Raw genomic sequence first — 18,353 nt, 5'->3', positions numbered from 1 at the left:
GTGAGGGCCTACAGGTCCTTCTCGTACCAGGCCACGTCCCAGTAGCGGCCGAACTTGCGGCCCACCTCCCGGTAGGTGCCGACGTACCGGAATCCGAAGCGTTCATGCAGCCGCGTGGACGCTTCGTTGGGCTGGGCGATGCCCGCGAAGGCGCGATGCAGGTCCTGGCCCGTCAGGGCCTCGAAGAGGGCCTTGTAGAGGAGCGTGCCGACGCCCCGGCCGCCCGCGTCCGGGGCGACGTAGACGGTGACCTCCACGGAGGTCGCGTAGGCGGGCTTGGCGCGAAAAGGGCTGGATGTGGCGTACCCGAGGATCCTCTGTGAGGTTCCTGTCGGGTCGGTGTCGGTGGCAACCATCAGGGGGTACCGGCCGTCTTCAAGGTGGGAGAGCAGCCAAGGGCGGCGCTCTTCCGGAGTGAAGACAGCGGTGTCGAATGTGATCGGCGTCTCACGGACGTAGTGGTTGTAGAGGTCGGTCAGGGCCCCGAGGTCGCTTTCGGCTCCCGGCCTGACCTGCACCTCTGTACCTTCCGACGGCATCTCGCCTCCTCGTGTGGCCGGACAGGGTACTGCAAGATCAGAAAAATAGGGGGACGGCTTGGGAATTCTGTCCGGTTTCCAGTCGTTGTTTCCATCGGATGCAGGGCACCCGAGGAGAGTCCGGAGAGCAACCGGAGCCGGGACCCAGCGTCCGAAGGACCACCCGCTGACCCAACATCGCAAGGGAGCACGCATGGCAACCCGTGCCGTCGCCCGTCGTAAGTCCGCCACCGGCGGGTCTACCGACGCGGCACGCAGTGTTCGCGTCCATGGCGGCGAGATCGCCGACCGCGACCTGGTCGGCATGTACCTCGACGAGATCGCGCGTACGCCGCTGCTCGACGCCGCCAAGGAAGTCGAGCTGTCCCAGATCATCGAGGCGGGTGTGTTCGCCCGACAGGTCCTCGACGGGTACGAGGAAGCCAAGGCGGACGCCACCCGCGAAGAGCTGGAGGCCCTGGTGGAGGAGGGGGAGCGCGCCAAGGACGTGTTCATCCGCTCCAACCTCCGCCTGGTCGTGGCCGTGGCCCGCCGCTACCCCCGCAGCGGACTGCCCCTGCTCGACCTGATCCAGGAGGGCAACGCCGGCCTGGTGCGCGCGGTCGAGAAGTTCGACTACCGCAAGGGCTTCAAGTTCTCGACGTACGCGACCTGGTGGATCCGTCAGGCCATCACCCGCTCCATCGCCGACCAGTCCCGCACCATCCGGCTGCCCGTCCACCTCGTGGAGGAGCTGGGCCGCATCCGCCGTGTGCAGCGCGAGTTCAACCGCGAGCACGGCCGCGACCCGGAGCCCGCGGAGATCGCCGCCGAGCTCGGCTCCAACGCCGAGCGGGTGACGGACGTCCTGGACTGGGCCCGCGACCCGGTCTCGCTGAACATGTCGGTGGACGACGACGGCGACACCCAGTTCGGCGACCTCCTGGAGGACACGTCGGCGGTCTCGCCGGAGCAGTCGGTGCTGACGCTGCTGCGCAGCGAGGAGCTGGACGACCTCATCGGCCGCCTCGACCAGCGCACCGCGTCCATCATCAAGATGCGGTACGGCATCGAGGACGGGCGCGAGCGCACGCTGACCGAGGTCGGCAAGGAGCACGGGCTCACCCGTGAGCGGATCCGGCAGATCGAGAAGCACGCCCTGCTGGAGCTGAAGAAGCTGGCGCGGTCCACCGGGTTCGACGCGGCGGCGTAGGCGGGGTGTGCCCGCGTACGCCGGGTGGCGAAAGACCGCGCAAACATGGCCGTAGTAGGCCGCTTCAACCGGCTGGACCCTGGGAACAAGACTTCAGGGTCCAGGTGTTCGGGTCCCGGAGGCCTCGCCTTCGGACCCACAGGACCCTCCTGAACCAAGTCCCGACGCAATCCCCCCCCCCGGCGCCGGGACTCTCCCCGAGCCGGACTTCGGTGCCCCTCCCCCCCCCGGGGCGCCGGAGTCCGGCTCTTTTTCGCGCCCCGGAGAAGCCGAACGGCGGGTCACCCCGTACCTGAACCACGGGGTGACCCGCCGAAGGGGAGATTCTGTCACATCGCCGGGGTGCCTCCGGCGGTCGAACGGGGGCCGGGGCGGGTGCAGTTCGGGGCGAGTGCGGGTTCGGTGGGGGCGGGCGTTGTGCGCAGTTCCCCGCGCCCCTGAGAACCTGCGGCGGCTTGTCGTGCATCTGCGGGTCGTGGGCTCGGGAGCGCAACCTTCCAGGGGCGCGGGGAACTGCGCGACCAGCCCCCGCGTTCCCGCAGCCGCCCGACTGCCGAACCCCCCACTCCCTCAGGCGACTTCCCCAGCCGCCCGAACCAGCCGGCCCCCCAGCTCCCGCACCGCCGCCACCAGTTCCGGCGGCTCCTCCACCCGGAACTCCACCCCCGTCATCGCCAGCCGCACCGCCATCCACTCCACCGCGTCCCCCACCGACGCCCGCAGCCGGCACCGTCCCGCGCCCAGCGGCTCCGGCACCCCCACCCATCCGGGCACCCGGGGCCCCACCACCGACACATCGGCCTCGAACGTCACGACCAGCTCGTACGTCTCCTGGCGCCGGTACATCGACTGCCGCAGATACTCCGCCGCGCTCCCCGTCGGCAACTCCCGCGGAGCGAACCGCGCCCCCGTGGCGAAGGGGTCGTCCACCCGGTCGACCCGGAAGGTCCGCCAGTCGCCGCGGTCGAGGTCGTAGGCGACCAGGTACCAGCGGCGGCCGGTGGAGACCAGGCGGTAGGGCTCCACCACCCGTCGGGACTCGGCGCCGTCCTTGGCCCGGTAGGAGAAGCGGAGTCGCTCGTGTCCGGCCACCGTCGAGGCCATTACCGTCAGGGTCTCGGTCGGAATGCTCGCCCCGTCCCCGCTGGTCAGCGGAGTCGTCGCGGCCTGGAGGGTGGCGACGCGATGCCGCAGACGGGACGGCAGGACCTGTTCGAGTTTCGCCAGCGCCCGTACGGACGCCTCGTCCACCCCCTCGACCGCGTGCCCCGCGCCCGCGCGCAGACCGACGGCGATGGCCACGGCCTCCTCGTCGTCGAGGACGAGCGGGGGCATGGCCTTGCCCGCGACGAGCCGGTAGCCGCCGTCGGAGCCCTTGGACGCCTCGACGGGATAGCCCAGTTCGCGGAGGCGGTCGATGTCCCGCCGGACCGTGCGGCGGGAGACCCCGAGGCGGTCGGCGAGCTCGCCGCCGGGCCATTCGCGGGGCGTCTGAAGGAGGGAGAGGAGCGTCAGGAGCCGTGCCGGGGTGTCCGTCGTCATGAGTTCGAGGATGCCGTAGAAGTAGGACACGATCTGACCTAGTGGGGTCATAGCTTGACGACATGACCTCCACCGAGACCACCCTTTCGGGCACCCTCGACGCACAGCCCGCCCCGGGCGACCGGCGTCGCTGGTTCGCTCTCGCCATCGTGATGACCGCGGCCTTCATGGACCTCGTCGACGTCACCATCGTCAACATCGCCATCCCGTCCATCCGGCAGGACTCCGGCGCCTCCGTCAGCCAGATCCAGTGGATCACCGCCGGTTACGCCCTGGCCTTCGCCGCGGGGCTGATCACCGGCGGGCGGCTCGGCGACATCCACGGGCGCAAGCGGCTGTTCCTCGTCGGCATCGGCGGGTTCACGCTCGCGTCGGCGCTGTGCGGCTTCGCCGCGAACCCGGAGATGCTGGTCGCGGCCCGGATCCTCCAGGGCGGCATGGCCGCGATGATGGTTCCCCAGGTCCTGTCGATCGTGCACGCGACCTTCCCGGCGCACGAGCGGGGCAAGGTGTTCGGGCTCTTCGGCGCGGTCGTCGGCCTCGGGGCCGTCTCCGGCCCGCTGCTCGGGGCGCTGCTGACCGAGTGGAACCTCTTCGGGCTTCAGTGGCGGCCGATCTTCCTCATCAACCTGCCGGTCGGGATCATGGGGCTCGTCCTCGGGAGCCGTTTCATCACCGAGTCCAAGGCCCCGCGGGCGCTGAAGCTGGACCTGGTGGGCGTGGCCATGGTGGTGCTCGGGCTGCTGATGCTGCTCTACCCGCTGACCCGCGGCGAGGAGCTGGACTGGCCGGTGTGGGGGTACGTGTCGATGGCCGGCGCGCCCCTCGTGTTCGCGGCTCTGGTGGCGTACGAGAAGCGCAAGGGTGAGCGGGACGGGTCCCCGCTGGTCGAGCTGTCGCTGTTCAAGGTGAAGAGCTTCGCGGCCGGGATCGCGGTGCAGACCGTGTTCGGGGTCGGGCTCGGCATCTTCTTCCTGGTGTGGACGCTGTACATGCAGACCGGGCTCGGTTGGAGCCCGCTGCGGGCGGGGCTGACCGGGGTGCCGTTCTCGATCGCGGTCTCCACGGCCGCGGGCCTCTCGGTGCAGAAGCTCGTGCCCCGCTTCGGGCGCGGGGTGCTCCAGGCCGGTGCGCTGCTGATGGCGGTGGGCGTGCTGCTCTACCTGTGGGAGGCCGAGCGGTACGGCATGTCGATCAGCTCGTGGCAGATGGCGCTGCCGCTGGTCGTGATGGGCGCCGGCATGGGTCTGATCGTCGCGCCGCTCACCGACGCGGTGCTGTCGGAGGTGCCGCGCGAGCACGCCGGTTCGGCGTCGGGTCTGATCAACACCGTGCAGCAGATGGGCAACGCGCTCGGGCTCGGACTGGTGTCGGTGGTCTTCTTCGGGGTCATCGGCGACGACCTGCGGCCGGCACAGGTGGGCCCGGCCTTCGTGGACGCCTTCCAGCACGCGCTCGGCTGGGTCGCGGCGGTCATGGTCGTCATCTTCCTGCTGATGTTCGCGCTGCCGAAGCGGCCCGCGCAGCACGTGGAGGGGGCCGCCGGGCTTCCCGTGGCGGAGGAGAAGGAGCCCGAGCTCGTCTCCTGAAACCCGAGGTGAGGGGCCCGGTACCTGCTGAGGTACCGGGCCTTCTTGTCGTATCCGGGCAGAACCAGAAGTCCGCTCGTGCCCGGATCACGTCCGAACCTGTTTACTTTCCGGAAATCCGGGCGTAGCCTCCCGACTGAAACCACACGTTCGGGCATCAGTCGGAGGCGAGCGGACATGTACGCACCGGAGCGGCAGCAGGAGATCCTCCGGCTCGCCCGTGACGGCGGGCGGGTGGACGTCGTCTCGCTGGCCGAGGAGTTCCAGGTCACCGCCGAGACCATCCGCCGTGATCTGAAGGCCCTCGACCGCGCGGGGCTGCTGCGCCGGGTGCACGGCGGGGCCATCCCCGCCGGCCGCCTCGACTTCGAGCCGGACCTCGCCGAGCGCGAGACGACCGCGGCCGACGAGAAGGACCACATCGCCAAGGCGGCCCTGGCCGAACTGCCGACCGAGGGCACCCTGATCCTCGACGCCGGCACGACCGTGGCCCGCCTGGCCGCCGCCGTCCCGCTGGAGGCCTCGCTCACCGTCGTCACCCACAGCCTGCCGATCGCGGCCCGCCTCGCGGACCACCCCGGCATCCAGCTCCACCTCGTCGGAGGACGGGTACGGCACCGTACGCGCGCCGCCGTGGACGCCTGGGCGCTGCGGGCGTACGGCGAGATCCGGGCCGACGTCCTCTTCGTGGCGGCCAACGGCTTCTCCGCCGAGCACGGCCTCACCACCCCCGACCTCGCCGAGGCCGCGGTCAAGCGGGCCGCGCTCGCCGCCGCCCGCCGCGTGGTGCTGCTCGCCGACTCCTCCAAGCACGGCCAGGAGCACTTCGCCCGCTTCGGTGACCTGAGCGATGTGGACCTGCTGATCACCGACAGCGGGCTGAGCCCCGAAGACGCCGTCGCCATCGAGCGTGGCGGCACGGAAGTAGTGCGCGCATGATCCTCACCGTCACCCCGAACCCGTCCCTGGACCGTACGTACGAGGTCCCGTCCCTGGAGCGCGGCGAGGTCATCCGCGCCACCGGGGAACGCATGGACCCCGGCGGCAAGGGCGTCAACGTCTCGCGTGCCGTGGCGGCCGCCGGGCAGCGCACGGTCGCGGTACTGCCCCTGGGCGGGGCGCCGGGAGCGCTCGTCGCGGACCTGCTCGACGCGCAGGGCATCGAGGTCGCGCCGGTGCCGGTCACGGGCGCCACCCGCTCCAACATCGCGCTCGCCGAGTCCGACGGGGTGCTCACGAAGATCAACGCGCCGGGTCCCGAGCTGTCCCCGCAGGAGCAGGAGCTGCTGCTGGAGACGGTCCGCTCCCAGTCGCGCGACGCCTCCTGGATCGCCTGCTGCGGGAGCCTGCCCCGGGGGCTCGCGCCCTCCTGGTACGCCGAGGTGGTCGCGCGGGCGCACGCCGGAGGTGCGCGGATCGCGCTGGACACCTCGGGGCGCGCCCTCCTGGAGGCGCTGCGCGAACGGCCGGACGTGGTCAAGCCCAACGCCGAGGAGCTCGCGGAGGCCGTCGGACGTCCCCTGTCCACGGTGGGCGACGCGGTGAAGGCCGCCGAGGAACTGCGGGAGATGGGTGCGCGGGCGGTGCTCGCGAGCCTGGGCGCCGACGGACAGCTGCTCGTGGACGGCTCGGGTGCCTGGTTCGGCAGCGCGCGCGTGGACGTCGTCCGCAGCAACGTCGGCGCCGGTGACTCGTCGCTGGCCGGCTTCCTGATCGCCGGCGGCAGCGGCCCGGACGCCCTCGCCTCGGCGGTCGCGCACGGCGCGGCGGCCGTCCAGCTGCCCGGCAGCGTGATGCCGACACCCGACGACCTGGACCCGGCCGCGGTGACGGTCACGGCCGAGGTGCCGGTGGACCGGGTGCTGAAGGAGCCGGTGTCATGAGCCGAGGAACGGGTCCCTTGAGCCGAGGAGCCGGTGTCTTGAGCCGTCCGGTCCCGGCGGTCGCCCCGTTCGGTTCCGCTACGGCCGCCCCGGCGCTGTTACCCCCGGGCCCCACCTCCCTCCCCGAGACCCCCCACCGCTGCACCCCCGTCCCCTCCCCTTACGCCCACTCCACTCCCCGGGCGATACGCGTGCGAAGGAGCCCGCGATGAGCGACATGATCACCGCGGACCTGGTCGATCTCGACCTGTCCGCCGACACCAAGGAAGCGGCGGCCCGTGCCCTCGCCGAGCGCATGGTCGCCCTGGGCCGGGTGACCGACCTGGAGGGCTTCCTCGCCGACGTGGCCGCCCGCGAGGCCCAGATGCCGACCGGCCTCGACGGCGGCATCGGCATCCCGCACTGCCGCAGCGAACACGTCACCGAGCCGACGCTCGCCTTCGGGCGCAGCTCGGCCGGGATCGACTTCGGCGCGGCGGACGGACCCGCCGACCTGATCTTCCTGATCGCCGCACCGGCCGGCGCGGACGACGCCCACCTGACGATCCTGTCCTCCCTGGCGCGGCAGCTGATGAACACCGAGTTCACGGACGCGCTGCGGTCCGCCGAAAGCGCGCAGGACGCGGCGGCGCTGATCCGCGGGGACCAGGAGCCGGCCGACGGCTCCACCGAAGACTCCGTTGCGGCATCGGCGGCGGCCTCCGCCGATGCCGCAACGGCCAGTTCCACGCCCGACGTTCCCGAGGCCCCCTTCCGGATCGTCGCCGTCACCTCCTGCCCGACCGGTATCGCCCACACCTACATGGCGGCCGAATCGCTGGAGAACGCCGGCCGCGAGGCGGGCGTCGAGCTCGTCGTCGAGACGCAGGGCTCGGCCGGTTTCGAGCGGCTCGACCCGGCGGTCATCGCGGCGGCGGACGGTGTGATCTTCGCGCACGACGTCCCCGTACGCGACAAGGACCGCTTCGCCGGCAAGCCCACCGTCGACGTCGGCGTGAAGGCGGGCATCAACCGGCCCGCGGAACTCATCACCGAGGTACGCGGCAAGGCCGCGCGCGGTGAGGTGACGGCGGGCGCGGCCGGGGGCGGTACGCCGGTCGAGCGGGCCGGCGAGTCCGGCGACAGTTACGGCACCAAGCTCCGCAAGTGGCTGATGACCGGCGTGAGTTACATGGTCCCGTTCGTCGCCGCGGGCGGTCTGCTGCTCGCCCTCGGCTTCGCGATCGGCGGCTGGCAGATCGCGAGCGCGCCCTCGGTCATGAAGCACTTCTCCTGGACCGAGATCGACAGCTGGGGCGCCCTGCTCTTCCAGATCGGCGGGGTCGCCTTCGGCTTCCTGGTCCCGGTCCTCGCCGGCTACATCGCGTACGGCATGGCGGACCGGCCAGGTCTCGTCCCCGGCTTCGTGGGCGGCATGATCGCCTTCAACATCAACGCCGGCTTCCTCGGCGGCCTGGTCGCCGGTCTGCTGGCGGGTGCCGTGGTCCTCTCGATCCAGCGGATCAAGATCCCGCCGGTGCTGCGCGGGATCATGCCGGTGGTGGTGATCCCGCTGATCTCCTCGCTGGTCGTCGGCTTCCTGATGTTCGTCGTGATCGGCAAGCCCATCGCCGAGGCCCAGAAGGGCATGACGGACTGGCTGAGCGGCCTCTCCGGCACCAACGCCATCCTGCTCGGCGTCCTCCTCGGCCTGATGATGTGCTTCGACCTCGGCGGCCCGGTCAACAAGGTCGCCTACGCCTTCGCCACCGCCGGGATCGCCGTACAGGACCCGAGTGACTCCGCGATGAAGGTCATGGCCGCCGTGATGGCCGCGGGCATGGTCCCGCCGCTGGGCATGGCGCTGGCGACCACCGTCCGCAAGAAGCTCTTCACCCCGACCGAGCGCGAGAACGGCAAGGCCGCCTGGGTCCTGGGCGCGTCCTTCATCTCCGAGGGCGCGATCCCGTTCGCGGCCGCCGACCCGCTGCGGGTCATCCCGGCCTCGATGGCGGGCGGCGCGGTCACCGGCGCCCTGTCGATGGCCTTCGGCGCCACCCTGCGCGCCCCGCACGGCGGCATCTTCGTGGTCCCGCTGATCGGCAGCCCGTTCCTCTACCTGATCGCCATCGCGGCGGGCGTGTGCGTCACGACCGCCCTGGTCATCGTCCTGAAGAGCGCGCGCAAGCCGGTGCCGGGGGCGACGGCCGCCGGGGCGCCCGCCGCCCAGACGGAGGCCAAGCAGCCGGTCGCCGCATAGCGCCTGCCCCTTTGGGGTCGCTGTGAGGTGTTCACGGCACCTGCGAGATACGTCACGGTCCGGGGCCAAAGTCCCGGACCGTGGTGTCTACTGGACCGCATGCCTGAGCACGTCTCCGTCTACCAGCTGCTGGGTGTGACCCTGCTCGTCCTGGTGGTCGTCGCCTGGACAGCGGGACTGGCCTACATGCTGCGCCACGGCCGCCACGAAGCCGTCACCTGGCGCGTCGACCACGGCCTGCCCGCCTTCCCCCGCCAGCGACCGGCCGCGCCCGGCCATGAGAGCGTCCGGCTGACACCGGCGGAGGAGGACGCCTTCGCCGGTCTGGTGCGACAGCTCAGCGGCGGCCGCTGAGCCCGAACCGCTCGCCGGTTCAGGACAGGTGCGCCGCGCGCCGCTCCATCGCCTCGCGGGCCGCGTCCTCGGTGACGTAGACCTCGCACATGTGCCGTCCGTCGGGCGTCGCGGTGTGCTCGACCTCCCACAGGGAGACCTCGGCTCCGTCGCGCAGCAGGAACGCGTGCTCGTACAGCGAGAAGCCCAGCCCCGCGCGTCCCGCCCGGCACGGCCGCCCGAACGCCTGCGTGATCTGGTGGGCGAACGCCTGCGTCAGCAGCGCGGCCGTCTCCGGGCCCGGCCGGTCCGTGTTCTCCGCGCGGCGCAGCAGCCGGCGCGCGTGGTCCGCCGAGTCGTCCGGGACATAGGCGTGCCGCGGCTGCTGCACGGGCGCGAGCTGCACCGTCACCGGCAGCTCGAAGTCAGGGGTGTCCGGCGGCAACGGCAGCCGCATGGTCGCCGCACGCAGCTCCTCCTCGTCGACGTACACCTCGTGCTGCGGGACGCTGTCCCGCGCGGTGTTGTGCACGAGCTCCCACAGAGTGAGCGCCGAGCCGTCGGAGAGCAGCCAGGTGTGCCGGTACGTCTCCCGGTGCAGCCCCGCGCTGTGGTGCGCGGAGTGCAGCGAACTGTCGTGCGCCAGCGCGCAGTCCAGGCGCCGGATCGTCTCGTCGGGCAGTTCGAAGGAGTTCAGGGCACGACCGAGGAGCCGCGCGAGGTGCTCCTCCGGAGACTCGGGCGACTCGGGTGGTTCGTACGCTGCCGTCTCGTACGGAACGCTCAAGGTTTCTCCCGGCGTTGCTGCATGTCACCTTGTGGGTGCATACCGTAGCCCCTCGGTCGGACATCATGTCCGGGAACCGAGAAAACGTACGCCCGGAAAACGCCCGAGCCGCGCAGGAAGTTCCCACGCGGCCCGACGAACCGTCAAAAACCCCCGGTCAGAGGGTGCTTGCGGCGATCATGACGTACCGGTGGCGCTGCCCGCGACCCACTCGTTCCACGACATGTTCCAGCCGTTGAGTCCGTTGTCGGGCGCCACCGTCTTGTCGGGGGAGTTCTTCACGATCACCACGTCCCCGATCAGCGAGTTGTCGTAGAACCACTTGGCCGGGGTGTCCGCCCGTCCGCCCTTGACGTCCCGCAGGCCGACGCAGCCGTGGCTGGTGCCGGTGCGCCCGAAGGGCGGATTGCCCTGGTTGTACCAGTAATTACCGTGGATGAAGGTCCCCGACTGCGTCAGCCGCATGGCGTCCGGGACATCGGGGATGTCGTAGGCGTTGGCCAGCGCGACCGTCCGGCTGTCCATCCGGATCTTCTTGTACTTCTCGGAGATCACCATCTGCCCGTTGTAGGTGGTGAACTCCGGGCTGCCCGTGGAGATCGGCACGGTCTTGACGGTCGTCCCGTCCCGTACGACCTTCATGGTCTGCGTGTCGGCGTCCACGGTGGACACCTGCGAGCGCCCGATCGTGAAGCTGACGGTCTTCTCCTGCACACCGGTGACGCCGTTCGCCCCCTCGACCCCGTCCAGGTCGATCTTCATCGTGACCTTGGAGCCGGCCTTCCAGTACTGCTCGGGCCGGAAGTCGAGCCGCTGCGTCCCGAACCAGTGCCCGACCACCTGCTGCCCACTGCTGGAGCTGACGGTGATGTGCGACTGCACGGCCTTCTTGTCGCTGATCGCCTTGTCGAAGGTGAACGACACCGGCATCCCCACACCGACCGTCGTCCCGTCGTCCGGCGTGTACGTGCCGATGAAGCTGTTCGCCTTGGAGACGGTGGTGAAGACGGACTTCGCGGTCACGGCCTTGCCGTCCGCGTCCTTCGCCGTCGCGGCTATCTCGTACTTCGTCCCCCGCTCGAGCTGCTCCTCGGGCTTCCATCCCTTCCCGCCCGCGGTCAGCGCCCCCGGTACCTCCTGGCCCGTGCCCGCCACGGTCATCTTCACCCCGGTCAGCGTGCCGTCGCTGACCTTCACGCCGGTCCTGTTGATGGACGCCCCCGTCGATCCGTTCCTGGCGGAGATGACGATTTGCGCCGCGGAGGTCTTCGCGGGGTCCTTGCCGCCCTTGCCCTCGCTCTTGGCGTCGGAGTCGCCTCCGCACGCGGTGAGGGTGAGGGCGCCGACCATCAGGACGGCACAGGCCCCCAGTGCGCGCCGAGCTGCTATGTCGGGCGTTGTCACGGGCTGCTCCAGATTCGTGTGATGTGCGTTGTCCGCTCCACTCCGTGAAGAAAGAGGGACCCGGGCCCCGACCGGGTTCCCTGCGAGCGCGACGAATGCCATCACGTGACAGAACCCGGACAGAATGTCGGGGTTGCCGGGCGGGTGCGGGTGCGGGTGCGGGTGCGGGTGCGGGTGCGGGTGCGGGCCGGTGGGGTGGTCGCGCAGTTCCCCGCGCCCCTGAGGGGCGTAGCCCGGCCGCGGACACCCACGTCACCCGCCCCCGTACAACTCCCGATGACTCGGCCACGTCCCCCCTGCCCCGTCCACCGACTCCGCCGCCCGCACCGCCCGCACAATGGCCCGCGTGACGACATCCGCCCCCGCCGCCAGCACCGCGTTCAGGGCGAGTGGATCCTCCGCGTCGAGCGGCCGCGCCCCCGTGGACAGGGCGAACACCGTGTCCCCGTCGTGCAGCAGGTGCACCGGCCGCACGGCACGCGCGATGCCGTCGTGCGCGGTGCCGGCCACCTTCTGGGCCTGCGCCTTCGACAGCTCCGCGTCGGTGGCCACCACGGCGAGCGTGGTGTTCAGCGGGGGCGCCGCACTGCTCGCCGCGGTCTCGGTGAGCCGCCGCAGCGCCGCCTCGTGCACCCGCTCCTCCGGATACCGCACCCGCCCCTCGAACAACTCCCCGTACAGCGCCCCCGTCCCCGGATCCACCACAGCCCCCGCCGCGTTGGCCACCACCAGCGCCGCCACGGTGATCCCCGAGGGGAGCACGACACTCGCCGTCCCCACCCCGCCCTTCATCGCCCCGACCGCGGCCCCCGTCCCCGCTCCCACACACCCCTGCGGCACCTCCGCGCCGACGGCACTCGCCGCGGCTGCCTCGACGGCGGCCTGTCCGGTCGCCGCGTCCGGCCGGGCCCGGAAGTCGCCGCCCCGCCCGAGGTCGAAGACACAGGCGGCGGGCACGACCGGCACCACGTGGGAGGGGTCGGGTCCGACCCGCACCCCCCGCCCCTGCTCCTCCAGCCAGGCCATCACCCCGGAGGCCGCGTCCAGCCCGTACGCGCTGCCCCCGGTCAGCACGATCGCCTCGACCTTCTGCACCAGGTTGCGCGGGTCGAGCGCGTCGGTCTCCTTGGTGCCGGGGCCTCCGCCGCGCACGTCCACCGCGGCGACGGCCCCGCCCTCCGGGGCGAGCACGACGGTGGTGCCGGTGAGCCAACCGTCGCCGGTGCGCGTCGCGTGCCCCACGCGCACCCCGGCGACATCCGTCAGAGCGTCAACTGTCATGGGACCAGTCTCGTCCAGGCACCGCCTCGACCCGCCGTGGTCACGCGCTCGCGCGATCACGCCACCCGGGCCGGCTCCTCGGGCTCCCGAGCCGCCGTTCGCGCGGTCAGCGTCGTCCCCGTCACCACGGCCAGCGCCGCCACGATGCCCGCCGCGAGCACCGCCCAGTCGCCCAGGAAGGTGCAGCAGATCACCAGCAACGCCGTGACCGGCAGGACCAGTTGCTGCGCGATGCCCACCTTGAAGTACCGCGAGTGCAGGAGCCAGACGGTGAGCAGGTAGAGCGAGGTCGGCAGGGTCACCGCGGAAGACGCGGCCAGGGTCGAGATGTGCGCCTTGCCGACGGCCTGCTCCACGGCCACCTCCAGCCCCGCCCCGATCGCGGCGGCCGAGGCGAACACCAGGTAGTGGCCGTAGCCCCACAGGAACGCCTGGCGGTTGGAGCGCAGATGGCCGTGGATGGGCACCACGAAGTAGATCCACCAGGCGGCGAAGATGATCAGGAGTCCGCCCGCAGCGATGGGCAGCAGCTCGTCCAGCGCGTCGTTCTCGTCGATGCCGGACTTCACGGCGACCGTCGCGGCGGCGATCGTCTCGCCGAGCACGATGATCGTGAACAGCCCGTAGCGTTCGGCGATGTGGTGCGGATGCCATGTCGTCGGATGGTCCCGCTCGGCGAAGGGCGGCACGCACATCTCCAGCACCGCCATCACCAGGAACACCCAGGGCCGCCCGCCCTCGGGCAGCACGACCAGCCCCATCCAGCCGACCTGGCACAGCAGCACGCCGAACGCGTACCGCAGGGCCATCGTCCGCTCCGCGCCCTCCGTCGAACGCGCCACCCGCAGCCACTGCGCGATCAGCGCGAGCCGCATGATCACATAGCCCACCAGCACGGCCAGGAACTCGTGGTCCTCGAACGCCCTGGACACCCCGGCCGCCAGCACCAGGACGCCGGCGATCTGGACCAGGGTGACGACCCGGTACAGCGCGTCGTCGTTGTCGTACGCCGAGGCGAACCAGGTGAAGTTCATCCACGCCCACCAGATGGCGAAGAAGAGCATCGCGTAGTTGAGGATCCCCTCGCCGGCGTGCCCCTCGGCCACGGCGTGCACCAGGGCCGCGCCCGCCTGGGCGATGGCCACGACGAAGCAGAGGTCGAAGAAGAGCTCCAGCGGCGAGGCGACCCGATGGGCCTCGTCCCGGCCGCGGGCGGTGAGTCTGCGCAGCGGGCTGCGCGTCGGACTGGACGTCATGGAGCCAAGCACAGCAGATACCGTCCGGAAACGCTTGTGGACCCCCCACCGGCGTCGGCGGACCGGGAGGCCGGGCCGGGACCGGGGCGGGTGACCGCTCCCGCCGAGGGCCCGCGGCGGGGCCGTACCCTGGATCCATGAGTAGCGCCCCCCGCCCCGAACCCCGCGAGCCGAAGCCCGCGCTGGTCTTCGACGATCCGCTGGACCAGCAGTCCTCGGACGACACCGACCGGGGCTGGGGCGACCGGCCGCGCACCGACGGCGACAGCGCGGCCGACCTGAAGCGCTTCCTCGACGAGAAGCCGCCCCACCACCTCTGAGCGCGCGGCGCGGCCCGGCCCGCTAGCGCCCGTCGTGGCCCGAGCCCCGCTGCGCGACCAGTGCGTCGCGGATCTCCTTGAGGACCTCCAGCTCGGTCACCTCGATGACCTCGTGCGTGCCCTCCTTCGCCTTGCGGCGGGCCTCCACCCGGGCCAGGTACTTCGACATCGGCAGGACCATCAGGAAGTAGACGACGGCCGCGGTGATCACGAAGCTGAGCGTGGCGCCGAGGACCGAGCCCCACCGGATCGGGATGCCGCTCACGACGGTGCCGTCCGCCGTGACCTTGCACGGGTCCTGCAGACACGAGCTGTAGCTGTCGAGGTTCTTGGTGCCGATGGCTCCGACCAGCGGGTTGATGATCCCCTTCACCACCGAGTTGACGATGTTGGTGAAGGCGGCGCCGATGACCACCGCGACTGCCAGATCGACGACGTTCCCGCGCATCAGGAAGGCCTTGAAGCCCTCCCAGACGCTCGGCTTCTTCTCGCTCACCTAGAGGCCTCTTCTCGCACGCACAGGTTGTGGAACAAACAGCTCCGCAACCTACGTCAACCCGAGGTGACCCTGTCCAATTGGGTAGCTCGAAAGGGCGACTTGACGCCACCCGCCGCAACAGAAGGACCGCACCGCTCAACACAGCGTCACCGCCAGCCGTGCCGTCGCGCTCGCGCCCGCGAGACGGGCCGCCGTCGACCGCGGCACCGAGAGCACGACCAGCGCCCCGCCCTCGGTCACCCCGTCCAGCGGTTCCGGGACCTTCGTCACCCGTGCCCCGCGCGCCACCACCCGGGCCTCGCCGCCCGGCGCCGACTCCTCGGCGGCGATGATGTCCACCCGGTCCCCGGGCCGCAGCAGCCGGACCGTCGCGCCGTCGGCGATCCGCACCGGCGCCGACACGTTCTCCACAGCACGGCGCTCACGCACGGGCTCCGCCGCGGGATGCCCCCGTGCCCCGTCGGCGCCTCGCGGGCCGGCCGCCACCAACGCGGCCGCGGTGACCGCAAGGCCGAGGGCCACGGCACGCCTGCGGTGCCGGACGAACCGTCGCAGCAGACCCTGTCCGCCGCGCACCCGTACCGGAGCGAAGTGCGGGACCTCGCAGGTCGGGGGAGCGTCGGTGCCGGGCGGGCACGGAACGAGGGGAGAGGGCGAGGGAGCGAAGGACATGAGGACCACCACCAGTGACGGGACAACGGCTTGCGCTGCCACGATGAGGCTTCGCGCCGCATCCCGCCGAGACCGGTGGACCACCGGCCGATTGTGGACAACTCCCTCACCCGAAGGAGAACGTCCGCGCCCGTCAGGGCAGTTCGAACCCCGGGTTCATCCCGCCCAGCGCGTTCGCGCACAGGCAGTCCCGCTCCCCGTTCGCGGGCAGCGCCGCCACGGCGTCGAACAGCACGCCCCGCAGCCGGTCCACGTTCGCCGCGAACACCCGCAGCACCTCGTCGTGCGAGACGCCCTCACCGGTCTCGGCGCCCGCGTCCAGGTCGGTGACCAGGGTCAACGACGTGTAGCAGAGCTCCAGTTCACGGGCGAGGGACGCCTCCGGGTGACCGGTCATGCCCACCACCGACCAGCCCTGCGCCTGGTGCCACAGCGACTCGGCGCGGGTCGAGAAGCGCGGCCCCTCGACCACGACCAGCGTGCCGCCGTCCACGGCCTCCCAGTCCCGCCCCCGGGCCGCCTTCAGCGCGGCCGCCCGGCCGACGGGGCAGTACGGGTCGGCCAGGGACACGTGCACCACGTTCGGCACGGTGCCGTCCGGCAGCGGCAGCCCGTCGAAGTACGTAGCGGCCCGGGACTTCGTACGGTCGACCAGCTGGTCCGGTACGAGCAGCGTGCCCGGTCCGTACTCGGGGCGCAGTCCGCCCACCGCACAGGGCCCGAGGACCTGCCGTGCGCCCACCGACCTGAGCGCCCACAGATTGGCGCGGTAGTTGATCCGGTGGGGCGGCAGATGGTGGCCGCGTCCGTGCCGGGGCAGGAAGGCGACCCGCCGGCCGGCGACCTCGCCGAGGAAGAGGGAGTCGCTGGGCGGACCGTAGGGGGTGTCCACCTGGACCTCGGTCACGTCCTCGAGGAACGAGTAGAAGCCCGAGCCGCCGATTACGCCGATCTCTGCGTTCGCCATGACCAGCACAGTATCCGGCCCGGAAACCCCGCGGCCGCCGGGCTCGGGAAACACCGAAGACCCTGCCGTCGAACGACGGCAGGGCCCCGGAGGTGAGACCTATGCGGCGGAGCTGCTGCTGGACGAGGTGCCCGAGCTCGACGACTTCGTGTCCGAGGAGGACGACTTCGACTCGGACGACGACGAGGTGGACGTCGACGCCTTCGACGACGCCGGCGAGCTGCTCGACGAGGAGCCGCGGCTGTCGTTGCGGTAGAAGCCGGAGCCCTTGAAGACGATGCCGACCGCGGAGAACACCTTCTTGAGGCGGCCCTGGCAGTTCGGGCACTCGGTCAGAGCGTCGTCGGTGAACTTCTGCACCGCCTCGAGGCCCTCGCCGCACTCGGTGCACTGGTACTGGTAGGTCGGCACTGTCTTCCTCCTGGCACTCTCACTCAATGAGTGCTAACGAGGGTCCATAGTGACGTATTCCCGAGGATCAGTCCACTGCCACCGGCACTCGGTGACCCATGCCACGTGCGACCGTCCGGCCGCCGGGCCGTGCCGCGAGGCGTGAGCGCAGGGCCACCAGGGTCGCCAGGGCGAGCAGGGTGCCGCCCATCGGCACCAGGAACCCGGCGCCGCTCCAGAAGCGGTCCTCCAGCTGTCCGGCGATCGTGACGGCGGCCGCCTGGCCGAGCGCCACCGCTCCGGTGAGCCAGGTGAAGGCCTCGGTGCGGGCGCCGGCCGGGACCAGGTTCTCGACCAGGGTGTAGCCGGTGATCAGGGCGGGCGCGATGCACATGCCGACCAGGAGGCCGAGGCCGGCCAGCACGAGCACCGAGTGCGCGGCCCACAGGCCTGAGGCCGTCAGGGCGAGGGCGCCGTAGCCGACCAGGAGGCGCCGCTGCGGGGCCACCTTCCAGGCGATGGCTCCGCAGACCAGTCCCGAGAGCATGTTGCCCGCGGCGAAGACCCCGTACAGGACGCCGTTCAGGCCGGGCTCGCCGATCGACTCGCTGAACGCGGCGAGCGAGACCTGCATGCCGCCGAAGACGGATCCGATGCCGAGGAAGGTCACGATCAGGACCCGCACCCCTGGGACGCGCAGCGCCGAGGTGTGCGCCACGCGTGCGTGCCCGGCGGCCGCGGTGACCGTCGGCTGGGTGCTCTTCTGCGCGGCGAACAACAGACCGCCCAGCAGCGTCAGCGACGCCTCCGTCAGCAGGCCCGCGGCGGGATGGACGGCGGTGCACAGAGCGGTGGCCAGCAGCGGGCCGAAGACGAAGGTCAGCTCGTCCGTGACGGACTCGAAGGCCGCCGCCGTGGTCATCAGGGGGGAGTCCTGGAGCCTGACGCCCCAGCGGGCGCGGACCATGGGCCCGATCTGCGGCACCGAGGCGCCGGTGGGCACGGCCGCGGCGAACAACGCCCACAGGGGCGCGTGCGCGAGGGCCAGGGCGGTCAGGGACAGTCCCGCCAGCGTGTGCAGCAGGACGCCGGGGATCAGCACGGCGCGCTGCCCGTGGCGGTCGGCGAGACGGCCGCTCCAGGGCGCGAACAGCGCCATGGAGACGCCGGTGACGGCCGCGACGGCGCCCGCCGCGCCGTAGGAGCCGGTGGTGTGCTGCACGAGCAGCACGAGGGAGAGGGTGAGCATCGCGAACGGCTGGCGTGCCGCGAAGCCGGGGAGCAGGAACGTCCAGGCGCCGCGGGTGCGCAGCAGCTGCCCGTATCCCGGGCGGGAGGAGGTGACCGTGGATGCCACGGCCCGTGCCTTTCTGCCGCCTGGTAGCGCGCCTGTGCGGGGGCGCCGAGAGCTGTCCTCTTGCGCGGACTGCGGTAGATGCCGGGGACCGCTCTCAGGGACG

General features: G+C 71.6%; 18 protein-coding genes. 7 read left to right on the top strand and 11 right to left on the bottom strand.

Features of this window, described 5'->3' with window-relative positions; translation table 11 throughout:
• Positions 1–8: 8 nt before the first annotated feature.
• Positions 9–539, bottom strand: coding sequence for a GNAT family N-acetyltransferase (locus M2163_RS22790; RefSeq protein WP_280850966.1), 531 nt, complete (start codon positions 537–539; stop codon positions 9–11).
• Between the two features lie 193 nt (positions 540–732).
• On the opposite strand from M2163_RS22790, the gene M2163_RS22785 reads away from it, so the two are divergent.
• Positions 733–1,731, top strand: a complete 999-nt coding sequence (locus M2163_RS22785) for a sigma-70 family RNA polymerase sigma factor (RefSeq protein WP_053849817.1) — start codon at positions 733–735, stop codon at positions 1,729–1,731.
• A 570-nt stretch (positions 1,732–2,301) separates the two neighbouring features.
• Here the strand turns inward: M2163_RS22785 and M2163_RS22780 are convergent.
• Positions 2,302–3,273 (bottom strand): YafY family protein, encoded by a 972-nt coding sequence (locus tag M2163_RS22780; protein WP_280854174.1) that lies wholly within the window; start codon positions 3,271–3,273, stop codon positions 2,302–2,304.
• A 62-nt stretch (positions 3,274–3,335) separates the two neighbouring features.
• Between M2163_RS22780 and M2163_RS22775 the strand changes: the two genes are divergently transcribed.
• From M2163_RS22775 to M2163_RS22755, 5 genes are all read left to right on the top strand, one after another.
• A complete protein-coding gene (locus M2163_RS22775; protein WP_280850967.1) occupies positions 3,336–4,862 on the top strand; it encodes an MFS transporter in 1,527 nt (508 codons plus the stop codon).
• A gap of 177 nt (positions 4,863–5,039) precedes the next feature.
• Positions 5,040–5,801 carry a DeoR/GlpR family DNA-binding transcription regulator gene (locus tag M2163_RS22770; RefSeq protein WP_280850968.1) on the top strand — a complete coding sequence of 254 codons (762 nt, stop codon included), beginning with the start codon at positions 5,040–5,042 and terminating at the stop codon, positions 5,799–5,801.
• A complete protein-coding gene (pfkB, locus tag M2163_RS22765) occupies positions 5,798–6,745 on the top strand; it encodes a 1-phosphofructokinase (protein ID WP_280894872.1) in 948 nt (315 codons plus the stop codon). Before M2163_RS22770 ends, pfkB begins: the two co-directional genes overlap by 4 nt.
• Positions 6,746–6,953: 208 nt before the next feature.
• Complete coding sequence (locus M2163_RS22760; RefSeq protein WP_280894871.1) at positions 6,954–8,984, top strand: fructose-specific PTS transporter subunit EIIC; 2,031 nt, start codon at positions 6,954–6,956, stop codon at positions 8,982–8,984.
• A 99-nt stretch (positions 8,985–9,083) separates the two neighbouring features.
• A complete protein-coding gene (locus M2163_RS22755; RefSeq protein WP_280850971.1) occupies positions 9,084–9,338 on the top strand; it encodes a hypothetical protein in 255 nt (84 codons plus the stop codon).
• Positions 9,339–9,357: 19 nt separating this feature from the next.
• Here the strand turns inward: M2163_RS22755 and M2163_RS22750 are convergent, their stop codons facing one another.
• The 4 genes from M2163_RS22750 to M2163_RS22735 form a co-directional block, all read right to left on the bottom strand.
• The gene (locus M2163_RS22750) at positions 9,358–10,104 is read right to left on the bottom strand and encodes a DUF6227 family protein (protein WP_280850972.1); all 747 of its coding nucleotides are present in this window, start codon (positions 10,102–10,104) and stop codon (positions 9,358–9,360) included.
• A 177-nt stretch (positions 10,105–10,281) separates the two neighbouring features.
• Complete coding sequence (locus tag M2163_RS22745) at positions 10,282–11,508, bottom strand: Ig-like domain-containing protein (RefSeq protein ID WP_280894870.1); 1,227 nt, start codon at positions 11,506–11,508, stop codon at positions 10,282–10,284.
• Positions 11,509–11,760: 252 nt separating this feature from the next.
• Complete coding sequence (locus tag M2163_RS22740; protein ID WP_280894869.1) at positions 11,761–12,789, bottom strand: P1 family peptidase; 1,029 nt, start codon at positions 12,787–12,789, stop codon at positions 11,761–11,763.
• Between the two features lie 56 nt (positions 12,790–12,845).
• On the bottom strand, positions 12,846–14,045 hold the full coding sequence (locus M2163_RS22735) for a low temperature requirement protein A (RefSeq protein WP_280894868.1): 1,200 nt from the start codon (positions 14,043–14,045) through the stop codon (positions 12,846–12,848).
• A gap of 137 nt (positions 14,046–14,182) precedes the next feature.
• Between M2163_RS22735 and M2163_RS22730 the strand changes: the two genes are divergently transcribed.
• Positions 14,183–14,365 (top strand): hypothetical protein, encoded by a 183-nt coding sequence (locus M2163_RS22730; RefSeq protein ID WP_280850976.1) that lies wholly within the window; start codon positions 14,183–14,185, stop codon positions 14,363–14,365.
• Between the two features lie 22 nt (positions 14,366–14,387).
• Here the strand turns inward: M2163_RS22730 and mscL are convergent, their stop codons facing one another.
• The 5 genes from mscL to M2163_RS22705 form a co-directional block, all read right to left on the bottom strand.
• Complete coding sequence (gene mscL / locus M2163_RS22725; RefSeq protein WP_280850977.1) at positions 14,388–14,861, bottom strand: large conductance mechanosensitive channel protein MscL; 474 nt, start codon at positions 14,859–14,861, stop codon at positions 14,388–14,390.
• 138 nt (positions 14,862–14,999) lie between these two features.
• The gene (locus tag M2163_RS22720) at positions 15,000–15,536 is read right to left on the bottom strand and encodes a hypothetical protein (RefSeq protein WP_280894867.1); all 537 of its coding nucleotides are present in this window, start codon (positions 15,534–15,536) and stop codon (positions 15,000–15,002) included.
• A 133-nt stretch (positions 15,537–15,669) separates the two neighbouring features.
• Entirely contained in the window at positions 15,670–16,503 is an 834-nt protein-coding gene (locus tag M2163_RS22715; RefSeq protein ID WP_280850979.1) for an S-methyl-5'-thioadenosine phosphorylase, read from the bottom strand.
• Between the two features lie 99 nt (positions 16,504–16,602).
• Entirely contained in the window at positions 16,603–16,914 is a 312-nt protein-coding gene (locus M2163_RS22710; RefSeq protein ID WP_280850980.1) for an FmdB family zinc ribbon protein, read from the bottom strand.
• A 67-nt stretch (positions 16,915–16,981) separates the two neighbouring features.
• A complete protein-coding gene (locus M2163_RS22705) occupies positions 16,982–18,250 on the bottom strand; it encodes an MFS transporter (protein WP_280850981.1) in 1,269 nt (422 codons plus the stop codon).
• Positions 18,251–18,353 lie beyond the last annotated feature (103 nt).

The sequence above is a fragment of the Streptomyces sp. SAI-135 genome (genome assembly GCF_029893805.1).
GTDB lineage: Bacteria > Actinomycetota > Actinomycetes > Streptomycetales > Streptomycetaceae > Streptomyces.
Note: the sequence above shows the minus strand (reverse complement) of the source record. Positions and strands in the feature narration are given on the sequence as shown.